Raw genomic sequence first — 23,920 nt, forward strand, 5'->3', positions numbered from 1 at the left:
ATTCGAGCCTAACCAGTCTGCGGCCGGACTACGCAGGAGGCTGTGGACAACGTGTGCGGAAGGCGGCGGACGGCAGCGACTAAAGTCGCCTCATGACCAAGTGGGAATACGTGACCGTGCCGCTGCTCGTCCATGCCACGAAGCAGATTCTGGACACCTGGGGCGAGGACGGCTGGGAGCTCGTCCAGGTCGTGCCCGGGCCGAACAACCCTGAGCAGCTCGTCGCCTACCTGAAGCGGGAGAAGGCCGCGTGAGCGCCGTCGAGGCGAAGCTGGCCGAACTCGGGCTGACGCTGCCGGCTGTCGTGCCGCCGCTGGCCGCGTACCAGCCCGCGGTGCAGTCGGGTGTGTACGTGTACACCTCCGGCCAGCTCCCGATGGTGGACGGCAAGCTTCCGGTCACCGGCAAGGTGGGCGCGGAGGTCACGCCGGAGGAGGCCAAGGAACTGGCCCGTACGTGCGCCCTGAACGCCCTCGCCGCGGTCAAGTCGGTCGCGGGTGACCTCGACCGCGTCGCGCGCGTCGTGAAGGTCGTCGGCTTCGTGGCCTCGGCCTCGGACTTCACGGGCCAGCCCGGCGTCCTGAACGGGGCGAGCGAGCTTCTGGGCGAGGTCCTCGGCGACAAGGGCGTGCACGCGCGCAGCGCGGTCGGTGTGGCCGTGCTCCCGCTGGACTCGCCGGTGGAGGTCGAGGTCCAGGTGGAGCTGACCGAGGCGTAGGCGTACCTCCATGGGGGCTCTCCGGCGAACGGGGCTCTCCAGCGGAGTGAGCTCTTCGGGGAGCCGATTGTTGCCTCTCGAACATCAGCTCACTCCGGGATAGCCTCCGCCCATGGCGAATGGGCAGTGGTACCCACCGGAGTGGCCCGAGAGGATCCGCGCACTCGCGGAGGGCACGCTCACACCGGTCGTCCCCAAGCGGGCCGCCACCGTCATGCTGCTCAGGGACACCGACTCCACCCCCGCCGTGCACATGCTGCGCAGACGCGCCTCCATGGCCTTCGCCGGAGGCGCGTACGCGTATCCCGGCGGCGGCGTCGACCCCCGGGACGACGACCGTCAGATCGGCTGGGCGGGCCCCACGCGCGCGTGGTGGGCCTCCCGGCTCGACGTCGACGAGACCTCCGCCCAGGCGATCGTCTGCGCGGCGGTGCGCGAGACGTACGAGGAGGCGGGCGTCCTGCTCGCGGGAGCCACCCCGGACACCGTGGTCGGCGACACCACGGGGGAGGGATGGGAGGCGGACCGCGCGGCCCTGGTCGCCCGTGACTTCTCCTTCGCGGAGTTCCTCGACCGCCGTGGCCTCGTCCTGCGCTCCGACCTCCTCGGTGCCTGGACGCGCTGGATCACCCCGGAGTTCGAGCCCCGCCGCTACGACACGTGGTTCTTCGTGGCCGCCCTCCCGGAGGGCCAGCGCACCCGCAACGCCTCCACGGAGGCCGACCGCACCGTCTGGATCCGCCCCCAGGACGCGGCGGCCGCGTACGACAAGGGCGACCTCCTGATGATGCCGCCCACCGTCGCGACGCTGCGCCAGCTGCGCGCGTACGGCACCGCCGCCGAGGCCCTCGCCGCCGCACCCGGGCGGGATCTGACCCCGGTTCTGGCCAAGGCCCGCCTGGAGGACGGCGAGCTGGTCCTCAGCTGGCCCGGCCACGACGAGTTCACCAAGCACATTCCGACCGGTGGAGCCCCCGCATGACCGACGCCGCAGCCCTGCCCGGCCAGCCACGTGGCGGGGTGCTGTCCGGCCCCGCCACCCCACGAGCCGTCAACGTCCTCGCCCCCAACGCCTCCGCGATGACCCTGGACGGCACGAACACCTGGATCGTGGCCGAGCCGGACTCCGAGCTGGCGGTGGTGATCGACCCGGGACCCCTGGACGACGTACACCTGCGGAACGTCCTGGACTCTGCCGAGAAGGCCGGCAAGCGGGTCGCGCTGACGCTGCTGACCCATGGGCATCCGGACCACGCGGAGGGCGCCGCGCGGTTCGCGGAGCTGACGGGCACGAAGGTGCGGGCGCTCGACCCGGCGCTGCGGCTCGGCGACGAGGGTCTGGCCGCCGGGCACGTGGTCAGGACGGGCGGCCTGGAGCTGCGTGTGGTGCCGACACCGGGGCACACCGCCGACTCGCTCTGCTTCCATCTGCCCGCCGACCGGGCCGTCCTGACCGGCGACACGATCCTCGGGCGGGGCACCACGGTCGTCGCGCACCCGGACGGGCGCCTCGGCGACTACCTGGACTCCCTGCGGCGGCTCAGGTCCCTGACGGTCGACGACGGCGTGCACACGGTGCTGCCGGGCCACGGGCCCGTCCTGGACGACGCCCAGGGCGCCGTCGAGTTCTACCTCGCCCACCGCGCCCACCGCCTCGCCCAGGTCGAGACGGCCGTCGAGGACGGCTACACGAGCCCGTCCGAGGTCGTCGCCCATGTCTACGCCGACGTCGACCGGTCCTTGTGGCCGGCGGCGGAGCTGTCGGTACGGGCGCAGCTGGACTATCTCCAGGAGCACGGGCTCATCTAGACCCGCCGGTCTCGTGGGGCCTTGACGCCGTGCACGCGCGCGTACTCCTCGGCCAGCCATGGCCCGAGGTTCTCGACGTACGCGTGCAGGACGTCGGGGTCGCCGCCCGGCTCGTATCCGAGGACGGCCGCCTGCCGCATCTGTGCGGCACGCTCCGGGTAGTACGCGCCGAACGCCTCGGCCATCTCCGCCAGATCGCTCGTCCAGCCGTTCCAGCGGGGCATGACCAGAGTGAAGCCGGTGCGGACGAGACGGCGTGACATGAAGCGCACGAGGGGCCGCTGGGCTTCCTTCGAGTCGCCGGCCTCGGCGATCCGCTCGCGCCAGCGGGCCAGGTGGAGCCCGAGGTCGCCGTTGGTCTCGCGGGCGAGAAGTGAGTCGGGCCGGTAGCGCGGCAGGTCCTCGGCGAGGTCCTCGCCCAGCAGTGGCGTACACAGGCAGGCGACGAACCACCCGAGGTCGTACGTCTCCAGGTCGCTCAGCACCTGCGCCCGGCTGACGAGCAGGGTCCCGACACCGTCGATCTCCGGGAACTCCTTGTCGAGCGCGTCGTCGAGCGTCCGCGCGTCCGCCCGGTCCGCCTCCGTGGGCTCCTCGCGCAGGGCGAGCAGCAGATCGAGATCGGAGCGGCCCACGCGCGCCGTGCCGCGCGGAATCGAACCGTAGAGGTACGCGCTCGTCATCCGCGGGCCGAAGACGTCCAGCAGCCGCTCGCGGGCCGCCGCCACGACGGGCCGGAACGCGCGAGGGACCCGCCCCAGGGAACCTTCGCGTTCGATGTATCCCTGGGCGTCGAGCCCCGTGTTCCGCATGGGAACACTGTGCATCGACGGCGGTACGGGGTCATGTCATTTTCAGACGTGGATCACGTCATTCCAGCGGAAACACCAGCGGAAACCTCAGCGGAAACACCAGAGCGGTGCTCTCCTCCGTCGGCCCGACCCTCAGCGGCTGGCTCGGGTCGCTCTTCCGGGACTTCCACAGTCGGCACGCCGAGCGGCGCTGCCCCGTCGCACCTGGAGGACCCCGCTGTACAGCGGGGTCCTCCAGGTGCGTACGAAATCAGCGCGAGCGCTTCGCCAGCCGCTCCACGTCCAGCAGGATCACCGCGCGGGCCTCCAGGCGGAGCCAGCCGCGGCCCGCGAAGTCGGCGAGTGCCTTGTTGACCGTCTCGCGGGAGGCGCCGACCAGCTGGGCCAGCTCCTCCTGCGTCAGGTCGTGCACGACGTGGATGCCCTCCTCGGACTGCACGCCGAAGCGGCGCGAGAGGTCCAGGAGCGCGCGGGCCACGCGGCCCGGGACGTCGGAGAAGACCAGGTCGGACATCTGGTCGTTGGTCTTGCGCAGGCGCCGGGCGACGGCGCGCAGCAGTGCTGCGGCCACCTCGGGCCGCACGTTCAGCCAGGGCTGGAGGTCGCCGTGGCCGAGGCCGAGCAGCTTGACCTCGGTCAGCGCGGTGGCGGTCGCTGTGCGCGGGCCCGGGTCGAACAGCGACAGCTCGCCGATGAGCTCGCCGGGGCCGAGGACCGCCAGCATGTTCTCGCGGCCGTCGGGGGATGTGCGGTGGAGCTTCACCTTGCCCTCGGTGACCACGTACAGGCGGTCACCCGGGTCGCCCTCGTGAAAGAGAGCGTCACCGCGCGCGAGGGTCACCTCACTCATGGAGGCGCGGAGCTCCGCGGCCTGCTCGTCATCGAGCGCCGCGAAGAGCGGGGCGCGCCGCAGAACGTCGTCCACGAGTTCTCTCCTTGTCGACCTGCTCAGGGGATCTTGCTCCCCGGTGTACCAGGGGACCGTGCTCCCCATCTTGCCGGACGGTCCAAACAGTGTGATCAGTCACAAGTCTGCCGCACTGGAGTCCCAGGCAGTGCGGCAGGGGGCCAATTGGGGGCCGATCTACGAGGGTCGGGGCGGATGTCAGCGGTGGGCTTTAGGCTGGCCGAGTGTCCAAATCGCCGGTGAGAGCACAGGCCAAGGGGGCTGGGCGGGTGGTTGTACGTCGCGATTCCGCTGTGGGCGAACAGGGCCCCGACGGAGCGAAGAAAACGACAAAAGCGGCAGCGTCGGGGTCGGTGAAGAGGTCGGTGAAGAGGTCGGCAGGGGCCGCGGGGAAGGCCGCGGGGGTTGCGGCGACGGAGATGGCCGCGTCCGCCAGGAAGGCGGCGTCCGCCAGGAAAGCCGCCGCCGCCAAGAAGGCCGCCGCGCCGGAGAAGGCCGCCAGGAAGACCACCAAGAAGGCCGCAGAGAAGACCGCCAGGAAGAGCGCACCGTCCAAGTCGCCCGCCAAGAAGCCCGCACCCGCGAAGAAGGTCGCGCCCACCGAAGTGACTCCGACCAAAGTGACCCCCGCCAAACCTCCCCGGAACGAGTCCCGCACCGCTCTCGTCCGCCGGGCTCGCCGTATCAACCGCGAGCTCGCCGAGGTGTATCCGTACGCGCATCCGGAGCTGGACTTCGAGAACCCCTTCCAACTCGTGCTCGCCACCGTCCTGTCGGCCCAGACGACCGACCTGAGGGTGAACCAGACGACGCCGGCGCTCTTCGCCAAGTACCCCACCCCCGAGGACCTGGCCGAGGCGAACCCGGAGGAGGTCGAGGAGATCCTCCGGCCGACCGGGTTCTTCCGGGCCAAGACCAAGTCGGTGATAGGGCTCTCCAAGGCCCTGCGGGACGACTTCGGCGGCGAGGTCCCCGGCCGACTCGAAGACCTCGTCAAGCTCCCCGGAGTGGGCCGCAAGACCGCCTTCGTGGTGTTGGGCAACGCTTTCGGGCGACCCGGACTCACCGTGGACACACACTTCCAGCGGCTCGTACGGCGCTGGCAGTGGACCGACGCGAAGGAGCCGGACAAGATCGAGGCGGCCGTCGGCGCGCTCTTCCCGAAGAGCGAGTGGACGATGCTCTCGCACCACGTGATCTTCCACGGCCGCCGCATCTGCCACGCCCGCAAGCCCGCCTGCGGCGCCTGCCCGATCGCCCCGCTCTGCCCGGCGTACGGGGAGGGCGAGACGGACCCGGACAAGGCGAAGAAGCTCCTGAAGTACGAGAAGGGCGGCTTCCCGGGCCAGCGCCTCAACCCGCCGCAGGCGTACCTGGACGCGGGCGGCATCCCCGCACCGCCGCTGGGGGCTCCCGTTCCGGGAGAGCCTCCGATGGGGGCCGGATGACGGAACGTTCTGCGGACCCGCAGGCGTTGAGATCAGCAGAACGGGGGTGGCGATGACGCACGCGAGCCATACGCACGACAGACAGGGCGGCGGTACGCACGACATGCGGGGCGGAGATGTGGACCTGACCAAGGACGGTCTGCCCGGCTGGCTGGACCCGGTGGTGCGCGCCGTGGAGACGGTGGAGCCGCTCCAGCTGAGCCGCTTCCTGCCCCCCGCGGACGGCGCGGGCCGCCAGTCCGCCGTACTGATCCTGTTCGGTGACGGCGAGCGCGGCCCCGAACTGCTGCTCATGGAGCGCGCCAGCTCGCTCAGGTCACACGCCGGGCAGCCGTCCTTCCCCGGCGGCGCCCTCGACCCCGAGGACGGCGACCCGAAGGCCGACGGGCCGCTTCGGGCCGCTCTCCGCGAGGCCGAGGAGGAGACCGGGTTGAACCCCGGCGGAGTCCAGCTCTTCGGCGTGCTCCCGAAGCTCTACATCCCGGTGAGCGGCTTCGTGGTCACCCCGGTGCTGGGCTGGTGGCGCGAGCCGACCCCGGTCGGCGTGGTCGATCCGAACGAGACGGCCCGGGTCTTCACGGTTCCCGTGGCGGATCTCACGGATCCGGCCAACCGCGCGACGACGGTCCACCCCAGCGGCCACCGAGGTCCGGCATTCCTGGTCGAATCCGCCCTCGTCTGGGGCTTCACGGCCGGAATCATCGACCGCCTCCTGCACTACTCGGGCTGGGAGCGACCTTGGGACCGGGACAAGCAGGTCCCGCTCGACTGGCGCGCATGACAGGGTGGCCTTCGTGAACGTGCTGGACATCCTGTTGCTGGTCGCCGCCGTGTGGTTCGCGATCGTGGGCTATCGCCAGGGGTTCGTCGTCGGCATCCTGTCGGTGATCGGCTTCCTGGGCGGCGGCCTCGTCGCGGTCTACCTCCTACCCGTCGTCTGGGGGGCGGTGACGGACGACGCGGAAGTGGGTACGACCGCGGCCGTCGTCGCCGTGGTCGTCGTGATCGTCTGCGCCTCCGTCGGCCAGGCCCTGACCACCCACCTCGGCAACAAGCTGCGCCGGTACATCACTTGGTCCCCGGCCCGCGCTCTGGACGCCACGGGCGGCGCCCTCGTCAACGTCGTGGCGATGCTCCTCGTGGCCTGGCTGATCGGCTCGGCCCTGGCCGGTACGACACTGCCGACCCTCGGCAAGGAGGTCCGTAACTCCAAGGTGCTGCTCGGCGTGTCCCGGGCCCTGCCCGAGCAGGCCGACACCTGGTTCGCGGACTTCTCCTCGGTCCTCGCGCAGAACGGCTTCCCGCAGGTCTTCAGCCCCTTCTCGAACGAGCCGATCAACGAGGTGCGGTCCCCCGACCCGGCCCTCGCCAACAGCCCGGTCGCTGCCCGCGCCCAGCGCTCCATCGTCAAGGTCACCGGCACCGCCGAGAGCTGCGGCAAGGTTCTCGAAGGCACCGGCTTCGTCTTCGGCGAGCGCCGAGTGATGACCAACGCGCACGTGGTGGGCGGCGTCGACGAGCCGTACGTCCAGATAGGCGGTGAGGGCAGGCGGCTCGCCGCGAAGGTCGTGCTCTACGACTGGGAGCGCGACATCGCGGTACTCGACGTACCGGATCTGCGCGCGCCCGCCCTGCAGTTCACCACCAAGGACGCGGGGAGCGGCGACGGCGCGATCGTCGCGGGCTTCCCGGAGAACGGGTCGTACACGGTCAACGCCGCACGCGTGCGCGGTCGCATCACGGCCAACGGCCCGGACATCTACCACCGCGGCACCGTGCGCCGCGACGTCTACTCGCTCTACGCGACCGTGCGCCAGGGCAACTCCGGCGGCCCGCTGCTCACCGCGGACGGCAAGGTGTACGGCGTGGTCTTCGCGAAGTCCCTCGACGACCCCGATACGGGCTACGCGCTCACCGCGGACGAGGTCCAGGAGGACATCGCCCGGGGCCGCACCGCCAACCAGCAGGTGGACAGCGACAGCTGCGCGCTGTGAGGCCGGGGTGGACTCAGCCGCGAGGGTGACGCAAGCGTACTGAGACCCAGCGAGCCCGGCGCCTCAGAATGTGCGGGATTCCCAGCCGAGGATCGGTGCCCTGCATCTGCGGGGCGCCCCTCTGGTGGGAGCTCAGGCCACTGGCCGAGCGGCGGTTTCGTGCTGCGTCACTGTAGTCGTGCGTCCAGCCCATACCCCGACGTCTGCCCCTGCCCCAAGGTCCATAACCGCCCCCACACCCCCCAATTGGCCTATGCGCCAGGCATTTGGCTGTTCGTAGCACAGCTGTTCGCCGGGCGGTATCGCGGGAAGGGCAGGACGTGGGGCGGGTCGACCCTCAGTGGTCGCCTCAGCGGTCGGGCTCGGGGTCCTTCAGCCAGTTCACCAGCTCCGTCGAGAAGGCCACCGGATCCTCTTCGTGCGGGAAGTGACCGAGACCGTCGAACAGCCGCCAGCGGTACGGCGCTTCGACGTACTCCCCGGACCCCGCGGCGCTTCGTGTCCGCATCACCGGGTCGAGCGAGCCGTGCAGATGCAGCGTCGGCACGCGCAACGGCCGCTTCATGCGCCGGTTGAACTGGATTCCGTCCGGGCGTGCCATGGAGCGCACCATCCACCGGTACGGCTCGATCGCGCAGTGCGCGGTCGACGGGATGCGCATCGCGCGCTGGTACGTCTCCACGTCCTCGTCGTCCGGCTGCCGCGGCCCGGACCAGTCCCGGATGAGCCGGCCGACCAGGGCGCTCTCGTCGGCGACGAGTTGCCGCTCGGGGATCCAGGGCCGCTGGAAGCCCCACACGTACGAGCCGGCCGCGGTCTGCTTCATGTCCGAGAGCATCGCCGAGCGCCAGCGCCGGGGGTGCGGCATCGAGGAGACCGCGAGCCGGCGCACGAGCTTGGGGCGCATCACGGCCGCCGTCCACGCCAGATAGCCGCCGAGGTCGTGGCCGACGAGCGCGGCGTCGGGTTCGCCGAGGGACCGCACGACGCCGGTGATGTCGAGGGCGAGGTTCGCCGGGTCGTAGCCGCGCGGGGTGCGGTCGCTGCCGCCGACCCCCCGCAGGTCCATCGCGACCGCGCGGAAGCCCGCGTCGGCGAGTGCCGGCAGTTGATGCCGCCAGGTCCACCAGAACTGCGGGAAACCGTGCAGCAGCAGGACCAGTGGCCCGTCGCCCATCTCGGCGATGTGGAAGCGCGCGCCGTTGGCGGCGACGTCCCGGTGGGTCACCTCTCGCCCGCCGGGAACGTCGAGCCGTACGGCCGAGGTGGGTTGCGCCCAAGGTGATTGCCCCGCAGGGAAGGAGCCCGTCATGAGGACGAGCGTGCCACAGCCTTGGCGCTCTCACCGACCCGATCCGCCGGGCTCGTCTCACGGGGGTGCGGCTTCACGCTCTGCAGTACGGCGGCCGACTCCTTGACCGAAGCCGCGGTCTTCTGCGGACCCTGCCCCTTCTTGGCCTTCTTCGCGAAGACCACGCCGATCAGCGCGAGGGCCCCGGCCACCACCACGTTCGCGGCGAACGACAGCAGGAAGCAGACCGCCAGGTTCCAGTCGCTCCAGGTGCGGATGCCGTATGCCAGGGCGAAGCTCAGCATCGGCAGGGAGAAGATCAGCACCGCCCCGGCCGCGGCGAACGCGCCACCGCCGACCGCGCCGCGCTTGACGTCCCGTTTGAGCTGCGCCTTCGCCAGTGCGATCTCGTCGTGCACCAGCGCGGACATCTCGGTCGTCGCCGAGGCGAACAGCTGGCCGATGCTGCGTTCGGCGCCGACCGGGCTGCCGTCGGGTGCGCTCATCGCGTTCTCCCTGTTGTGTTGAGGTGCCGCTGTCTTGGGCCGTAGTTCTGTGGGGCGTTTTGCGTACGTGTCGGACCGTGCGTGTCAGATCATGCCGGACCGTCGTTCTCCTCGCTTGCCCCGGCCATCACTTCGGCAAGCCTTCGGTGTTCGGCGGCCTTCCGCTCGTAGATGTCGGCCATCCGCAAGTGGTAGGCCGGGCTGTCCACCTCGTAGATGTCCGGGATGCCGTCGTGGTCCTCGTCGCGCTCCTCGTCCTCGCACAGCTTGCGGTACTTGCCGTTGCGTATCTTCAGCAGCGTCCCCGACAGGACGGCCGCGATCACGGAGCCGATGAGGACGGCGGCCTTGACCTCGTCGGTGAGCGACGCGTCGCCCTCGAAGGCGAGTTCGCCGATGAGCAGCGAGACGGTGAAGCCGATGCCCGCGAGCGAGGACACCGCGAACACGTCGGGCCAGGCGAGGTCCTCGGAGAGCGACGCCCTGGTGAAGCGGGCCGTCAGCCAGGTGCCGCCGAAGATGCCGACCGCCTTGCCGACGACCAGACCGAGCACGACACCGAGGGTCTCGGGCTTGCTGAAGACGTCGGAGACCGAGTCGCCGGAGATCGCGACCCCGGCGCTGAACAACGCGAACAGCGGCACGGCGAGGCCCGCCGACAGGGGACGTACGAGATGTTCGATGTGCTCACCGGGGGAGTGCTCCTCGCCTTCCTCCTCGCGGGGAGTGCAGCGCAGCATCAGGCCCATCGCGACACCGGCGACGGTGGCGTGGATGCCGCTGTTGTACATCAGCCCCCAGATGACCAGCGCGAGCGGCACGTACACGTACCAGCCGCGTACGCCCTTCCTCAGCAGCAGCCAGAAGACGGCGAGGCCGACGACGGCGCCGCCGAGCGCGGCGAAGTCCAGGTCGTCGGTGAAGAAGACCGCGATGATCAGGATGGCGAAGAGGTCGTCGACAACGGCGAGCGTGAGCAGGAAGGCGCGCAGGGCGCTCGGCAGCGACGTACCGATGACGGCGAGGACGGCGAGCGCGAAGGCGATGTCGGTCGCGGTCGGTACGGCCCAGCCGTCGAGCGAGCCGCCGCCGGTGGCGCTGACGAGGGTGTAGACGAGCGCGGGCACGGCCATGCCGCAGAGCGCGGCGACGACCGGGAGCGCGGCGGCCTTCGGGTCCCTCAGGTCACCGGCGACCAGCTCGCGCTTGAGCTCGATGCCCGCGACGAAGAAGAAGACCGCCAGAAGCCCGTCGGCGGCCCAGTGCTCGACGGAGAGGTCCAGGCCGAGCGAGGCGGGTCCGATGTGGAAGTCGCGGACGGACTCGTAACTCTCCCGCAGCGGGCCGTTCGCCCAGATCAGCGCGGCGATCGCGGCGGCGAGGAGCAGGATGCCGCCGACCGTCTCGGCGCGCAGCGCGTCCGCGACGAAGTTCCGCTCGGGGAGCGAGAGCCGTCCGAGGACCTTGCGGTCTTTGCGGGGAGGAGCGGGGGCGGGAGTGGGCGCGGACACGGGGTCGACCTCCGGTCGGTGGGCAGCACTGAGCACATGCCGACCAGACTTCCCGGCGCACCTGATTCCTCTGTCGCGTTGTTGACGTCTTCCTTAGCTTACCTAAGTTCCTGGGCTTGTCTAAGCCGCCGGACCTGCCCGGTGATCTTCACGCTAGACGCAAAGAGAGCACCCGGCGCGTCCGGCGCCGGGTGCCCCTATGGGTGGTTCCTACTCGCTACGGGTTCAGTCCTCGCTGGGCGCCGCCGGGAGTTTCGCCTGGATGAGGTCCATCACCGTGGAGTCCGTGAGCGTCGTCACGTCACCGAGCTGGCGGTTCTCCGCGACGTCACGCAGCAGCCGGCGCATGATCTTGCCGGAGCGGGTCTTCGGCAGCTCCGCCACCGGCAGGATCCGCTTGGGCTTGGCGATCGGGCCGAGGACCGTACCCACGTGGTTGCGCAGCCCGGCCACCAGACCCTCGTCCTCGGCGGAAGCTGTCCCGCGCAGGATCACGAAGGCCACGATCGCCTGCCCGGTCGTCTCGTCGGCCGCGCCCACGACCGCCGCCTCGGCGACCGACGGGTGCGAGACGAGCGCCGACTCGACCTCGGTGGTGGAGATGTTGTGCCCGGACACGAGCATCACGTCGTCCACCCGGCCGAGCAGCCAGATGTCGCCGTCCTCGTCCTTCTTGGCACCGTCCCCGGCGAAGTACTTGCCCTCGAACCGCGACCAGTACGTGTCGAGGAACCGCTGGTCGTCGCCCCAGATGGTGCGCAGCATCGACGGCCACGGCTCGGTGAGCACGAGGTAGCCACCGCCGCCGTTCGGCACTTCCCGCGCCTCGTCGTCGACGACGGTCGCGGAGATGCCCGGCAGCGGACGCTGCGCGGACCCCGGCTTCGTCTCGGTCACACCCGGCAGCGGCGAGATCATCATCGAGCCGGTCTCGGTCTGCCACCAGGTGTCCACGACCGGGGCGCGGTCGTCGCCGATGCGCTTGCGGTACCACATCCACGCCTCCGGGTTGATCGGCTCACCGACGGAGCCGAGCACGCGCAGGCTGGACAGGTCGAACTTCGCGGGGATGTCGTCGCCCCACTTCATGAACATCCGGATGACCGTGGGCGCGGTGTAGAGGATCGTCACGCCGTACTTCTGCACGATCTCCCAGAACCGCCCCTGGTGCGGGGTGTCCGGCGTGCCCTCGTACATCACCTGCGTCGCGCCGTTCGCGAGTGGCCCGTACGTGATGTACGAGTGGCCCGTCACCCAGCCGATGTCGGCCGTGCACCAGTAGACGTCGGTCTCCGGCTTGAGGTCGAAGACGGCGTGGTGGGTGTACGCGGTCTGGGTGAGGTAGCCGCCGGAGGTGTGCAGGATGCCCTTCGGCTTACCCGTCGTCCCCGAGGTGTAGAGGATGAACAGCGGCTGCTCGGCGTCGAACGCCTCGGGCGTGTGCTCGGCGGACTGCTTGCCCGTGATCTCGTGCCACCAGACGTCGCGGCCCTCGGTCCAGGCGACCTCCTGGCCCGTACGGCGCACGACGAGTACCTTCTCGACACCGGCGACCCGGGCGACCGCGTCGTCGACGGCCGGCTTGAGCGCGGACGGCTTGCCGCGCCGGTAGCCGCCGTCGGAGGTGATGACCAGCTTGGCGTCGGCGTCCTCGATGCGGGTCGCGATGGCGTCGGCCGAGAAGCCGCCGAAGACGACTGAGTGCGCGGCGCCGATGCGGGCGCAGGCCAGCATCGAGACGACGGCCTCGGGAATCATCGGCAGATAGATGGCGACCCGGTCGCCCTTCTCGACTCCGAGCTCCGTGAGGGCGTTCGCGGCCCTGGAGACCTCGTCCTTGAGCTCGGCGTAGGTGATCGCTCGGCTGTCGCCGGGCTCCCCCTCGAAGTGAATCGCGACGCGGTCGCCGTGGCCGGCCTCCACATGCCGGTCCACGCAGTTGTACGCGACGTTGAGCTTGCCGTCCTTGAACCACTTGGCGAACGGCGGGTTCGACCAGTCCAGCGTCTCGGTCGGCTCGGTGGCCCAGGTCAGCCGACGGGCCTGCTCGGCCCAGAAACCGAGCCTGTCAGCCTTGGCCTGTTCGTACGCCTCCGCCGTGACGTTGGCGTTGGCGGCCAGGTCGGCAGGCGGCGCGAACCTGCGCTCTTCTTTGAGCAGGTTGGAGAGGGAAGGGTTCTCGCTCACTGTCCCGTCTCCTCCGGCAGGTTGGCCAGGCTTTCGTTGCTCACGACATCTCCCTTTCCCAGGGTGTCCGTTGTGTCCCGGGCCAGCTCATCAGACGTGGACCCCTGGTGACAAGGGCCGTCCGAGAATTGGTTTAGACCTGTGTGCGAGATCCTGTGTGCGGGTGGCCCCTCCGCGCACTGAGGGGCCACACGTTCTCACGGACGGGGGAGGTGAGAGGTTCAGGCTCGTTGGCGGGCCCGCGAGTGCGGGCGTGTGGGCGGGAGACTTGGGTGGGAGGCGGTTCAGGCCCGTGTGTCGTACAACGCCGTCGCCGCGACCCGGTCGAAGACCTCGCCGTCGGGGTCCTCGTGGGGCGTGGACTCCGTGAGCAGATATGCCTGGGCCTCGCCCACGTGGAAGTACATTCCGTGCAGCTCGAGTACGCCCTCCGCCAATGCCCGCGCCACGGACTCGTGCGCCCGCAGATGCTCCAGCTGCTGCACCACGTTGGTCAGACAGAGCTGCTCGACGGCGTCGGCGGGGGCCCGTCCGGCGATCCGCGTCCACGGCCGGTCCTTCGCGGCCATCCGCTCCAGACTGGGCAGCCCGTGGCGCAGCCACCGCTTCAACGGCGTCCGCGCGCCCCCGGGTTCGGAGCTCATCAGCGCCTGCATCGCGCCGCACCCGGAGTGTCCGCACACCGTGATGGACCGCACCTTCAGCACATCCACCGCGTACTCGATCGCGGCCGCCACCGAGTCGTCGCCGCTCTCCTCGCCGGGCGGCGGTACGAGATTGCCCACGTTCCGTACGACGAAGAGGTCGCCGGGCCCGCTGGCGGTGATCATCGACGTGACCAGCCGGGAGTCGGCGCAGGTCAGGAAGAGCTGCGAGGGCCGCTGCCCTTCCCGCGCGAGCCGGGCCAGCTCGCGGCGCACCAGGGGCGCGGTGTTGCGCTGGAACGTGCTGATACCGCTGGCCAGTTGATGCCCGCTCGGGCGACCCCCGGGCGGCGCGGTCTCCGAGCCCTCGCAGTGGTGGTTGAGCCAGGGAGTCCAGGGCCGGCAGTGGCAGTGCGACGCCTGCCCGTTGTTGGCGTGTGGTTCCGTGAGCCTGGCTCCGGTGCGCCCGGTCAGCTCGACGGAGCCGCCCTGCGCGGTGTGCGCGCTCTGCCAGTCGTGCAGCGACTCGTACGCCGCGTGGTCCATGAAGGAGCCGTCCAACTCCACGACGGCGTCGGCCCCATGGGGCACCATATGCAGCGCCCGGCTGAGCCGCGGCACGGCGAGGAACGTCAACTGCCCGTGTACGTGAACGTGATGGACTCCTTCCCTTTCCTCGTGCGTGATGCGGGTGTGGGCGAGGCGGTGCAGAGCGACACCGACGGCCACGGCGACCCCCAGCGAGACGCCTTCCAGGACGCCGAGGAAGACGATGCCGACGGTGGTGACGGCATACACCAGCACTTCTCGGTGGCGGGTGACCGTGCGGATGTGTGATGCAGAGACACCATCTGGATGCCGACGGCCATCACCAGGGCGGCGAGCGATGCGAGGGGGATCAGCTCCAGGATCGGGACCATCAGCAGCGCGGCAACTACTACCCAAACGCCTTGCAGCATCGTGGAGTTCCGGCTGGTGGCGCCCGCCTGCACATTCGCCGAACTTCTCACGGCCACGCCCGCGACAGGCAGGCCGCCGAGCGTTCCGGAGACGATGTTGGCGGCGCCCTGCCCGAGCAGTTCGCGGTCGAGATCGGAGCGCGTGCTTGGAGTCGGCTGCCTGGCCGTGAGCTTGTCCACGGCGACGGCGCCGAGGAGCGACTGCACGCTGCATACCAGCGTGACGGTCAGTACGGCGGCGGTGAGGCCGAGCGCGGGCCCCTCCGGCAGTCCGGCCAGTGCGTGGCTCCGCCAGGACGGCAGGTCGACCTTGGGCAGGGTAAGCCCGGCGAGCGACGCCGTCGTGGTGGCCACGGCGACGGCGACGAGCGCGGCCGGTACCTTGCGCAGGGCCCGACCCACGCGTCCGGGAATCCGGGACCAGGTCAGCAGGACGGCCAGCGTGAGAGCGCTCATCGACAGCGCCGCCACGTGGAGGTCGGCCAACTGGGCGGGCAGCTCCCGCACGTTGTCGACGACGGAGCTGTGCGGAGAGCCGCCCAGCACGATGTGCAGCTGGGCGACGGCGATGGTGATGCCGATACCGGCCAGCATGCCGTGCACGATCGCGGGGCTGACGGCGAGGGCGGAACGGGCCACCCGCAGGAATCCCAGCCCGAGTTGGGCGAGCCCGGCGATCACGGTGATGGCGCAGGTCGTACGCCATCCGTACTGCTGGATGAGGTCGGCGGTGACCACCGTGAGCCCGGCGGCGGGCCCGCTGACCTGGAGCGGAGCTCCGCCGAGCCGACCGGCCACGAGCCCGCCCGCGGCGGCGGCGACGAGTCCCGACTGCAGCGGAGCGCCGGTGGCCAGGGCGATGCCCAGTGACAGAGGCAGGGCGATCAGGAAGACGGCGATCGAGGCGGAGAGGTCGGCGGCCGCGATCCGGGGAATCCGGGGACGGCGGCGGGACCGGGGCGGGCTGTGCGGCCGCCCCTCGTCCGGAGTGTGCGAAGAGTCGTCGGTGCGGGTGGGGACGCAGGCAGGCATGGTTCCCGTCTCCTCCGGGGCTACGCGGTCGCTGGGGGTGCGGCCGTGGGTCACGGCGTACTGCGGCGGGATTTATCAACGCTCGGTAAATGAATCGTAATGGAGAGTAAAGGCTGCATGCGGAAAAGTAGCGCAAATGGGGTAATGATTCACTCTCGCGAGTGATTAAGCATTTTGATCGGCTTGTCGTATTACTTCATCCTTCTGACCTTGCGACCTTGATGGCGCTGCCGGTGTTCGCCCGTTTCTCCGGGATTTCCCGTGCGGCACCGCCATCGGCGTTGGTCTGACTGAAGGAAGAAGGTGGGCGCGACATGGCCGGCATCCAGAGGGCCGCCGCGGGCGTCGCGGTCGCCGCTGCCTGTGCCGCGGCGCTCGCCGGCTGCTCGATCGGCGACACCGGTTTCGGTTCCACCGGTTCCGAGGAAGGCGCGCACGGCGCGAAGAGGGCGGCGGGGGCTCCGGCGCACAGGAGCGCGGTCCGCCTGATCGGCGACGGCTCGACCGCCTTCACCGGCGCGCAGCCGTACCTGTCCCGGCCCGAGCGGCTGAAGCCCGGTCAGAAGCCGCCGCAGTTCGTGGTGTTCTCCTGGGACGGCGCCGGCGAGGACAGCCAGCGGCTATTCTCCCACTTCCGCAAGGTGGCCAAGGCCAACAAGGCAACGATGACGTACTTTCTGAGCGGCGTGTACCTGCTCCCGGAGGAGAAGCGCGACCTCTACCGCCCGCCCCAGCATTCACCGGGCCGCTCCGACATCGGCTTCAACGACGAACAGGGCATCAAGAACACCGTGCAGCAGCTGCGCGGCGCCTGGCTCGAGGGCAACGAGATCGGCACGCACTTCAACGGCCACTTCTGCGGCCGCGGGGGCGGTGTGGGCGAGTGGTCGGCCGCCGACTGGAAGAACGAGATCGCCCAGGCCAAGTCGTTCGTGAAGTCCTGGAAGACCAACACGGGCACCAAGACGGCCGTCCCGCTGCCCTTCGACTACGAAAAGGAGCTCATCGGCGCCCGCACGCCCTGCCTGGAGGGGCAGCGGAACTTCATGCGGGCCGCCCGCGAGCTGGGCTTCCGCTACGACACCAGCGGCGTCAACAACCAGCTCTGGCCCAAGAAGAAGGGGGGCCTGTGGGACCTGTCGATGCAACTCGTCCCGTTCCCGGGCCGCGGCTTCGAGACGCTCACCATGGACTACAACTTCATGGTCAACCAGTCGGGTACGACATCCAACGGCGACCCCGCCAAGCACGAGTACTGGGGTGACCAGATGCGGGACGCTCTGCTCATGGGCTTCTCCCGCGCCTACGACGGCAACCGCGCGCCCCTGATCATCGGCAACCACTTCGAGTCCTGGAACGGCGGCACGTACATGCGCGCCATCGAGGAGACCGTCGAGCACGTCTGCACCAAGAGCGAGGTGCGCTGCGTCTCCTTCCGGCAGCTCGCCGACTGGCTCGACGCCCAGGACCCGGGGACCCTCGACCAGCTCCGCACGCTGAAGGTCGGAGAGGCCCCTGAGCAGGGCTGGGCGCGGTTCCTGTCCGACCGGCCCGCCGCCCCGGCCCCGAAGGGCGTCCCGGGCGCTCCGGCGGTGAAACCGTAACGCCTGGCGCGCCTGGGTGCGGTCGGGTGCGAGCGGTCAGGCCGTGGTGGCCGGCCGGTCGGGTGGCGTCGAGCGGTCGGCGGCCGGTGCCAGGGCCGGACAGGCAGTGCGAGCGGTCAGGCCGTGGCGGTCTCGGCCTCACGCAGCACGAAGGCGGGGTCGACCTGGGCGGCCAGGTCGGTGCCCGTCCGCTCGTTGGCCCAGGACTGCGCGTTCTTCAGGTGGAAGTGGACCATCTGGCGCGTGTAGCGCTCCCAGTCACGCTGCTCGTACGTGGCGTCGGCGGCGGCCTTGAGTGAGTGCAGCGCGCGCCGGTTGTCGTCCTCTAGGTGCTCGAACCGTGGCGGGCGGCCCTTCTCCATGGCGCGCACCCAGTCCGAGTGCCCGACCGTCACCAGCAGGTCGTCGCCGACTTCGCTCTTCAGGAAGTCGAGGTCGTCCTGTCCGTGCACCTTGTTGCCGACGACCTTCAGGGTGACGCCGAAGTCGTGCGCGTACTCCTTGTACTGGCGGTATACGGAGATCCCCTTCCGGGTCGGCTCGGCGACGAGGAACGTCATGTCGAAGCGGGTGAACATGCCGGACGCGAAGGAGTCGGAGCCCGCCGTCATGTCGACGACGACGTACTCGCTCTGGCCGTCGACGAGATGGTTCAGGCAGAGCTCCACTGCACCGGTCTTGGAGTGGTAGCAGGCCACTCCCAGGTCGGCCTCGGTGAACGGGCCGGTGACCATCAAACGGACGGCGCCGCCGTTGAGTTCCAGCGGCCGCGCACAGGCCTCGTACACCGGGTTGTCCTCGCGCACCCGCAGCAGCCGGGAGCCCTCGCCGGGCGGGGTCGTCTTGATCATCGTCTCGGCGGAGGAGATCCGGGGGTTGGAGCCGCGCAGGTAGTCCTTGATGAGCGGCAGCCGGTCGCCCATGGCGGGCAGCGCCTCGGCCTCCACGTCGTCCAGGCCCAGCGCGGCCCCGAGGTGCTGGTTGATGTCGGCGTCCACTGCGACGACGGGCGAACCGGTCGACGCGAGGTGGCGGATGAAGAGCGAGGACAGGGTGGTCTTGCCGCTGCCGCCCTTCCCAACGAAAGCAATTTTCATATTCAGTAAGGGTAGTGGCGTGATCGTGCTCGCGGGCAGCCAAATGTGGATAACACCACTCCTTCGTGGGGTGCGGGCCAACGAGAAGGGGACGCGTAGGGTCGTACTCATGAGTACGACAGGTGCGAACGCCGACCCGCTCGCGGCGCTGAGCTCGCTGCCAGGGGTGGCCGAATCGGTGGAGTCCGTGCGGAAGGCCGTGGACCGCGTCTACGGGCACCGCGTCATGCGGCGCCGCAGCAACGAGCTCACCTCGGAGGCGGCACTGCGCGGAGCGCGCGGTTCCGCGGCACTATCCGGTGCCGACTGGGCCCTGGAGGAGGTGCGCCGGCGCACCGACTTCAGTGGCGACGACGAGGCCCGGGTGGTTGGTGCGGCACTCAGGCTGACCGCCGAGGCGGGCCAACTCCTGTCCATCTGGCGGCAGTCGCCCCTTCGGGTGCTGGCGCGGCTGCATCTGGTGGCCGCCGCGGACAAGGGAGACGCGGTCGGGCGTCCACGACAGGACGGGGAACCCGTCACGGAGACCTCGGCGGCCGGCGCGGCGGGGCCCCTGATCGAGCTTCCGCTGCCGGGCGCGGCCGAGGTCGAGGGCCGTCTCGACGGCCTCTCGCGCTTGGTCATCGCGGGGGGTTCCGCGCCCGCCCTGGTGACCGCCGCCGTGGTGCACGGCGAACTTCTCGCCCTGCGCCCCTTCGGTTCCCACAACGGCCTGGTCGCGCGCACGGCCGAACGCATCGTCCTGATCGGCAGCGGCCTCGACCCCAAGTCCGTCTGCCCCGCGGAGGTAGGTCACGCGGAACTGGGCCGCGCGGCCTACGCCGCGGCCCTCGAGGGATACGTATCCGGCACCCCGGAAGGCGTGGCGGCCTGGATCACCCACTGCGGGAAGGCGGTGGAGCTCGGCGCACGGGAGTCGACGGCGGTGTGCGAGGCGTTGCAGCGAGGGGCTGCGTAGGTCCCTGAACAGGGTTGCGGCGGTACGGGTCTCCGTACCGCCGCTGGCATGTTCACCTGGTTACCATGCGTCCTCGAGATATTGCCCATCAGGTCGGGAACTGCTTGCCCGTAACCTGGTGCGGCTGGCCCGTAATCGACGGGTCGACGTCGCGTGGGTGCCTGGTGTTCATGCTCGGTCCGTGGGGCCTTGGTTGCGTTTAAAGGTGATCCTCTCGGATGTCCTTGGTCTCGCGGGCCGTTAATCCCTTTGTACTCCTGGACCAGGGGAAGCGAAAGCCCTCGCTGAACTTCTTTACTTTTGATCTCAAACAGGAGCGAATCAGGCGAACGGTCGGATTCGCAGGTCAGGCGACTGACCCGCGCCGTCGGCTCGCGTACCAGACCAGTCCCGCGGTGGCTGCCGCCGCTCCTATGGCCGCCGCCGCGACGAGCGCCGGCCGGGGCGGTACGGACAGCCGCTGCTTCAGCCGGACCGGGTGATGGAAGTCGAGAATGGGCCACGCGCGCGCGGTGGCCTCGCGGCGCAGCGCGCGGTCGGGATTGACGGCGTGCGGGTGGCCGACCGCCTCGAGCATCGGTATGTCGGTCGCCGAGTCGCTGTAGGCGTAGCAGCGGGTGAGGTCGTACCCCTCGGACGCGGCCAGCTCCTTGACGGCCTCGGCCTTCGTCGGACCGTACGCGTAGTACTCCACCTCGCCCGTGAAGCAGCCGTCGTCGCCCACGACCATGCGGGTCGCCACCACCCGGTCCGCGCCGAGCAGTTCACCGATCGGCTCGACGACCTCCGCTCCGGACGTGGAGACGATCACGACGTCGCGGCCGGCGATGTGGTGCTGTTCGATGAGGGAGGCGGCCTCGTCGTAGATGATCGGGTCGATCAGGTCGTGAAGGGTCTCGGCGACGATCTCCTTCACTTGTTGGACGTTCCAGCCGCGGCACAGCGCGGACAGGTACGAACGCATCCGCTCCATCTGGTCGTGGTCGGCGCCGCCCGCGAGGAAGACGAACTGGGCATATGCGGTGCGCAACACGGCCCGGCGGTTGATCAGCCCACCTTGGTAGAACGACTTGCTGAAGGTGAGTGTGCTCGACTTCGCAATGACCGTCTTGTCCAGGTCAAAGAAGGCCGCTGTGCGAGGCAAGGAGTGGTTTTCCACGGGGCCGAGCATATGCGCCCACCATTCGGGCTAGTGTGGGGTGTCTGGGTTTGCCTGAGAGGGCTCTCGGGTACACCATGGAAGTCACGGATCGTTCGCGACCGTGTCTAACCCGGTCCGACTCCTCCCCCCCCGAGTCGGCCGTGGGGACGACCCCCGCTCTCCCCCCCGGCGGGGGTCGTCGCATGTCCGGGTGGGTTTTCTCCCTCCGTTTCCTGATCGCCGGGCCCTGTTGTGCGGGCTTCGGCGCTCTTTGCGTGCGCCCGCGATTCATCACTGTGTGTAGTCGTGAGACTCCTCTGCGGAAGTCGTACAGGGGTCACCGGTTTGGGTGAAGGCGATATTCACAGCCACCAGGTTGTCCACAGTTATCGACCAAGATCCACACGATTTTCGGGATCGCTGCACCGTGATTCCAGCGCGTCCCGCTCGCGGAAGTCCATGGCCGGTTCGGTTTGCCCGGCGGCTATGGCCGGTTCGTATCGGCGGTTCATATGGAGGGCCGGTTGCCGGTTCTCGTGCGTGGGCGGGAATCGCGGGGCCGCAGGCGCTCCGCGGAAGAAGCAGCGAAGGGGGATGGAGATCGTGGCGGGAGCCATCACACACGACAGGCCGTCGGCCGCCGAGGGGCGGCAGGGCGGGCCGTTGATCGTCACGGAGGACGTGGATCTGCTGGACGACCTGCTGCGGCTGTGCGCCGCGGCGGGCGCCCGGCCCGAGGTCCACCACGGGGTGCCGGAGCGCGGAGGTGGCTGGGAGACAGCGCCTCTGGTGCTCGTCGGCGACGATGCCGCGCGACGGGTGAGCGGGGCCGCCCGCCGACGCGGAGTGGTGCTCGTTGGGCGGGATCAGGACGATTCCGGGGTCTGGCGGCGGGCCGTGGAGATCGGCGCCGACCATGTCCTGCTGCTTCCGGATGGCGAGCAGTGGCTGGTTGACCGTATCGCCGACGTGGCTGAAGGCGTCGGACCGCCCGCGCTCACCGTCGGCGTGATCGGAGGGCGCGGCGGGGCCGGATCGTCCACGCTGGCCTGTGCGCTCGCGGTCACCTCGGCGCGCCAGGGACGGCGCACCCTCCTCGTGGACGCGGATCCGCTGGGCGGCGGACTCGACGTACTCCTCGGCGGAGAGGCAGCCGAGGGGTTGCGCTGGCCGGCCTTCGCCGCCTCGCGCGGGCGGGTCGGCGGCGGCGCCCTGGAGGAATCGCTGCCCTCTCTGCATGCCCTCCGTGTCCTCAGCTGGGATCGCGGCGACTGCGTCACCATCGCGCCCGAGGCTGTCCGGGCCGTACTGGCCGCGGCCCGGCGGAGGGGCGGAGCCGTGGTCGTGGACCTGCCGCGCCGGATCGACGAAGGAGGCGCCGAGGCCCTGGCCCAGCTGGACCTGGGGCTGCTCGTGGTCCCCGCCGAGCTGCGCGCCGTCGCGGCGGCCGGACGGGTGGCATCCGCGATCGGCATGGTGCTCCGGGACCTGCGGGTCGTGGTACGAGGGCCGTACGCGCCCGGCCTGGACGACAAGGAGGTGGCCCGGCTGCTCGGGCTGCCCCTGGCGGGTCAGGTGCCTGTGGAGACGGGGTTGTTGACGTCCCAGGAACGAGGGGATCCGCCCGGGGGAGACGGACGCGGGCCACTCGCGCGCTTCTGCTCGGCGTTCTGGGAGCGGGTCGCGGTCGCGGGAGGGGGCGTATGAGCCGGCGGGCGAGCGGGGGCACGCGCGTGCGTGGCGGGGTGTCTGCGGGTCTGTCCGGGGCCGCGAGGGCGCCCGGGGCCTCAGGGCCGTTCGGGGTCGCCGGGCTGTCGGGTGGGCGAATGGAGGGCGGTTCGCCTGTGGATACGGTGCGGCGGGGCGGATGGGCGGGCACGGTTGTGCCGGCGGAACCCGGGCCGGCGGGTCGGCGCGCGGGGGCAGGTGTGCCTGCGGGCATGGGGCGGTCCGGGCGGGTGGGGGCGGGTGTGCCTGCGGATTTGGGGCCTGCGGATGGGCGCGCGAGCTCCACGAGGGCGGGGATGCCTGCGGACACGGGCCGGATCGGCGGACGCGTGGGCGCTGGTCTGCCTGCGGATTCGGGACTGTTGGACGGAGTGCGGCAGTGGCTCGCGGAGAGTGGGGGCGAGCCGACTCCGGCGCGGGTGGCGCAGGCTTTGCGGGAGCAGGGGCGGGTGCTCGGGGACGCCGAAGTCCTCGGTGCGGCCGAGCGGTTGCGGTCGGAGCTGGTCGGGACCGGGCCGTTGGAGCCCTTGCTCGGCGACCCCTCGGTGACCGATGTGCTGGTCTCGGCTCCCGACCGGGTGTGGGTGGACCGGGGCGGCGGCCTGGAGCTGACAGCCGTTTCCTTTCCGGACGCGGCGGCCGTACGACGCCTCGCCCAGCGTCTCGCGGCCGTGGCCGGGCGACGGCTCGACGACGCACACCCTTGGGTGGACGCGCGGCTCCCGGACGGCACCCGCCTGCACGCTGTGCTGCCACCGGTCGCCGTCGGCTCGACGTGCCTGTCGTTGCGGGTCGTACGGCCGCGGGCGTTCACGCTCGACGAACTGGTGGCGGCGGGGACGGTGCCGCCGGGCGGCGACCGGGTGCTGCGAGCCTTGCTCGACGCGAGGCTGTCGTTCCTGATCAGCGGCGGTACGGGCACCGGAAAGACCACGCTCCTGAGCGCCTTGCTGGGCCTCGTCGGACCGGGCGAGCGGATCGTGCTCGCCGAGGACTCGGCGGAGCTGCGCCCCGATCATCCACATGTCGTACGTCTGGAATCCAGGCCCGCCAACCAGGAGGGCGCCGGACTGGTCACGCTCCAGGACCTGGTGCGCCAGGCCCTGCGCATGCGGCCGGACCGGCTGGTTGTGGGCGAAGTGCGCGGGCCCGAAGTGGTCCACCTGCTGGCCGCTTTGAACACTGGCCATGAGGGCGGCTGTGGCACGGTCCACGCCAACGCCGCCTCCGGAGTCCCGGCCCGCCTCGAAGCGCTGGGCACGGCTGCGGGGCTCGACCGGGCCGCCTTGCACAGCCAGTTGGCGGCCGCTCTGTCGGTGGTGCTCCATCTCGTACGCGACCGGGCCGGGCGGCGGCGGATCGCCGAGGTGCATGTGCTGGAACGGGATCCGGCGGGGCTGGTGGTGACTGTGCCGGCGCTGCGGTGGGGCGCGGAGGCCTTCGCGTACGAGCGGGGGTGGGAGCGGCTGCGGGGGCTGCTTGGTGGCGTTCGTGACTTCAGTGGCCTCGGTCATCTGCGTGGTCTGCGTGATCTTGGTGAGAGGAGTGAGGACTGTGACGGGGGTCGGTGAGGT

General features: G+C 70.4%; 19 protein-coding genes and 2 pseudogenes. 11 read left to right on the top strand and 10 right to left on the bottom strand.

Features of this window, described 5'->3' with window-relative positions; genetic code table 11:
• Positions 1-92 precede the first annotated feature (92 nt).
• From ACTWQR_RS23335 to ACTWQR_RS23350, 4 genes are all read left to right on the top strand, one after another.
• Complete coding sequence (locus ACTWQR_RS23335; RefSeq protein ID WP_443229077.1) at positions 93-254, top strand: DUF4177 domain-containing protein; 162 nt, start codon at positions 93-95, stop codon at positions 252-254.
• Complete coding sequence (locus ACTWQR_RS23340) at positions 251-718, top strand: RidA family protein (RefSeq protein WP_443229078.1); 468 nt, start codon at positions 251-253, stop codon at positions 716-718. The genes ACTWQR_RS23335 and ACTWQR_RS23340 overlap by 4 nt, the downstream gene beginning before the upstream one ends.
• Before the next feature lie 112 nt (positions 719-830).
• On the top strand, positions 831-1,700 hold the full coding sequence (locus ACTWQR_RS23345) for an NUDIX hydrolase (protein WP_443229079.1): 870 nt from the start codon (positions 831-833) through the stop codon (positions 1,698-1,700).
• Positions 1,697-2,527 carry an MBL fold metallo-hydrolase gene (locus ACTWQR_RS23350; protein ID WP_443229080.1) on the top strand — a complete coding sequence of 277 codons (831 nt, stop codon included), beginning with the start codon at positions 1,697-1,699 and terminating at the stop codon, positions 2,525-2,527. The genes ACTWQR_RS23345 and ACTWQR_RS23350 overlap by 4 nt, the downstream gene beginning before the upstream one ends.
• On the opposite strand, the gene ACTWQR_RS23355 is transcribed toward ACTWQR_RS23350, so the two are convergent.
• The gene (locus ACTWQR_RS23355; RefSeq protein ID WP_443229081.1) at positions 2,524-3,339 is read right to left on the bottom strand and encodes a nucleotidyltransferase domain-containing protein; all 816 of its coding nucleotides are present in this window, start codon (positions 3,337-3,339) and stop codon (positions 2,524-2,526) included. The genes ACTWQR_RS23350 and ACTWQR_RS23355 overlap by 4 nt on opposite strands.
• A 250-nt stretch (positions 3,340-3,589) precedes the next feature.
• Positions 3,590-4,264 carry a Crp/Fnr family transcriptional regulator gene (locus ACTWQR_RS23360; RefSeq protein ID WP_010986016.1) on the bottom strand — a complete coding sequence of 225 codons (675 nt, stop codon included), beginning with the start codon at positions 4,262-4,264 and terminating at the stop codon, positions 3,590-3,592.
• Between the two features lie 401 nt (positions 4,265-4,665).
• On the opposite strand from ACTWQR_RS23360, the gene nth reads away from it, so the two are divergent.
• The 3 genes from nth to ACTWQR_RS23375 are packed head-to-tail and all read left to right on the top strand — an operon-like array spanning position 4,666 to position 7,688.
• The gene (gene nth / locus ACTWQR_RS23365) at positions 4,666-5,694 is read left to right on the top strand and encodes an endonuclease III (protein ID WP_443229120.1); all 1,029 of its coding nucleotides are present in this window, start codon (positions 4,666-4,668) and stop codon (positions 5,692-5,694) included.
• A gap of 52 nt (positions 5,695-5,746) precedes the next feature.
• The gene (locus ACTWQR_RS23370) at positions 5,747-6,475 is read left to right on the top strand and encodes an NUDIX hydrolase (RefSeq protein ID WP_443229082.1); all 729 of its coding nucleotides are present in this window, start codon (positions 5,747-5,749) and stop codon (positions 6,473-6,475) included.
• 13 nt (positions 6,476-6,488) lie between these two features.
• Entirely contained in the window at positions 6,489-7,688 is a 1,200-nt protein-coding gene (locus ACTWQR_RS23375) for a MarP family serine protease (protein WP_443229083.1), read from the top strand.
• 13 nt (positions 7,689-7,701) lie between these two features.
• On the opposite strand, the gene ACTWQR_RS23380 is transcribed toward ACTWQR_RS23375, so the two are convergent.
• The 6 genes and pseudogenes from ACTWQR_RS23380 to ACTWQR_RS23405 all read right to left on the bottom strand — a co-directional run bounded on the left by ACTWQR_RS23380 (position 7,702) and on the right by ACTWQR_RS23405 (position 15,818).
• On the bottom strand, positions 7,702-7,881 hold the full coding sequence (locus ACTWQR_RS23380) for a hypothetical protein (RefSeq protein ID WP_443229084.1): 180 nt from the start codon (positions 7,879-7,881) through the stop codon (positions 7,702-7,704).
• Between the two features lie 156 nt (positions 7,882-8,037).
• Complete coding sequence (locus tag ACTWQR_RS23385; RefSeq protein ID WP_443229085.1) at positions 8,038-9,000, bottom strand: alpha/beta fold hydrolase; 963 nt, start codon at positions 8,998-9,000, stop codon at positions 8,038-8,040.
• The gene (locus tag ACTWQR_RS23390) at positions 8,997-9,485 is read right to left on the bottom strand and encodes a phage holin family protein (RefSeq protein ID WP_443229086.1); all 489 of its coding nucleotides are present in this window, start codon (positions 9,483-9,485) and stop codon (positions 8,997-8,999) included. The genes ACTWQR_RS23385 and ACTWQR_RS23390 overlap by 4 nt, the downstream gene beginning before the upstream one ends.
• 89 nt (positions 9,486-9,574) lie before the next feature.
• The gene (gene nhaA, locus ACTWQR_RS23395; protein WP_443229087.1) at positions 9,575-10,996 is read right to left on the bottom strand and encodes a Na+/H+ antiporter NhaA; all 1,422 of its coding nucleotides are present in this window, start codon (positions 10,994-10,996) and stop codon (positions 9,575-9,577) included.
• Positions 10,997-11,221: 225 nt separating this feature from the next.
• Positions 11,222-13,269 (bottom strand): annotated as a pseudogene (gene acs, locus ACTWQR_RS23400) (acetate--CoA ligase).
• Positions 13,270-13,467: 198 nt separating this feature from the next.
• Positions 13,468-15,818 (bottom strand): annotated as a pseudogene (locus ACTWQR_RS23405) (bifunctional SulP family inorganic anion transporter/carbonic anhydrase).
• Positions 15,819-16,132: 314 nt separating this feature from the next.
• Here ACTWQR_RS23405 and ACTWQR_RS23410 point away from each other — a divergent pair.
• Positions 16,133-17,422: a hypothetical protein gene (locus ACTWQR_RS23410; RefSeq protein WP_443229088.1), complete on the top strand. Its 1,290-nt coding sequence runs from the start codon at positions 16,133-16,135 to the stop codon at positions 17,420-17,422.
• 116 nt (positions 17,423-17,538) lie between these two features.
• On the opposite strand, the gene ACTWQR_RS23415 is transcribed toward ACTWQR_RS23410, so the two are convergent.
• Positions 17,539-18,519, bottom strand: a complete 981-nt coding sequence (locus ACTWQR_RS23415) for a nucleotide-binding protein (protein ID WP_443229089.1) — start codon at positions 18,517-18,519, stop codon at positions 17,539-17,541.
• A gap of 109 nt (positions 18,520-18,628) precedes the next feature.
• Here ACTWQR_RS23415 and ACTWQR_RS23420 point away from each other — a divergent pair, with 109 nt between their 5' ends.
• Positions 18,629-19,477 carry an oxidoreductase gene (locus ACTWQR_RS23420; protein ID WP_443229090.1) on the top strand — a complete coding sequence of 283 codons (849 nt, stop codon included), beginning with the start codon at positions 18,629-18,631 and terminating at the stop codon, positions 19,475-19,477.
• 346 nt (positions 19,478-19,823) lie between these two features.
• Here ACTWQR_RS23420 and ACTWQR_RS23425 read toward each other — a convergent pair whose 3' ends face one another.
• On the bottom strand, positions 19,824-20,648 hold the full coding sequence (locus tag ACTWQR_RS23425; RefSeq protein ID WP_443229091.1) for an HAD family hydrolase: 825 nt from the start codon (positions 20,646-20,648) through the stop codon (positions 19,824-19,826).
• Positions 20,649-21,221: 573 nt separating this feature from the next.
• On the opposite strand from ACTWQR_RS23425, the gene ssd reads away from it, so the two are divergent.
• Both ssd and ACTWQR_RS23435 read left to right on the top strand, forming a co-directional pair.
• Positions 21,222-22,325 carry a septum site-determining protein Ssd gene (gene ssd / locus ACTWQR_RS23430; RefSeq protein WP_443229121.1) on the top strand — a complete coding sequence of 368 codons (1,104 nt, stop codon included), beginning with the start codon at positions 21,222-21,224 and terminating at the stop codon, positions 22,323-22,325.
• A 317-nt stretch (positions 22,326-22,642) separates the two neighbouring features.
• Positions 22,643-23,917 (top strand): TadA family conjugal transfer-associated ATPase, encoded by a 1,275-nt coding sequence (locus tag ACTWQR_RS23435; protein WP_443229092.1) that lies wholly within the window; start codon positions 22,643-22,645, stop codon positions 23,915-23,917.
• Positions 23,918-23,920 lie beyond the last annotated feature (3 nt).

The organism is Streptomyces sp. 2A115, from assembly GCF_052245575.1.
In the GTDB taxonomy this organism is placed as follows: Bacteria; Actinomycetota; Actinomycetes; order Streptomycetales; family Streptomycetaceae; genus Streptomyces.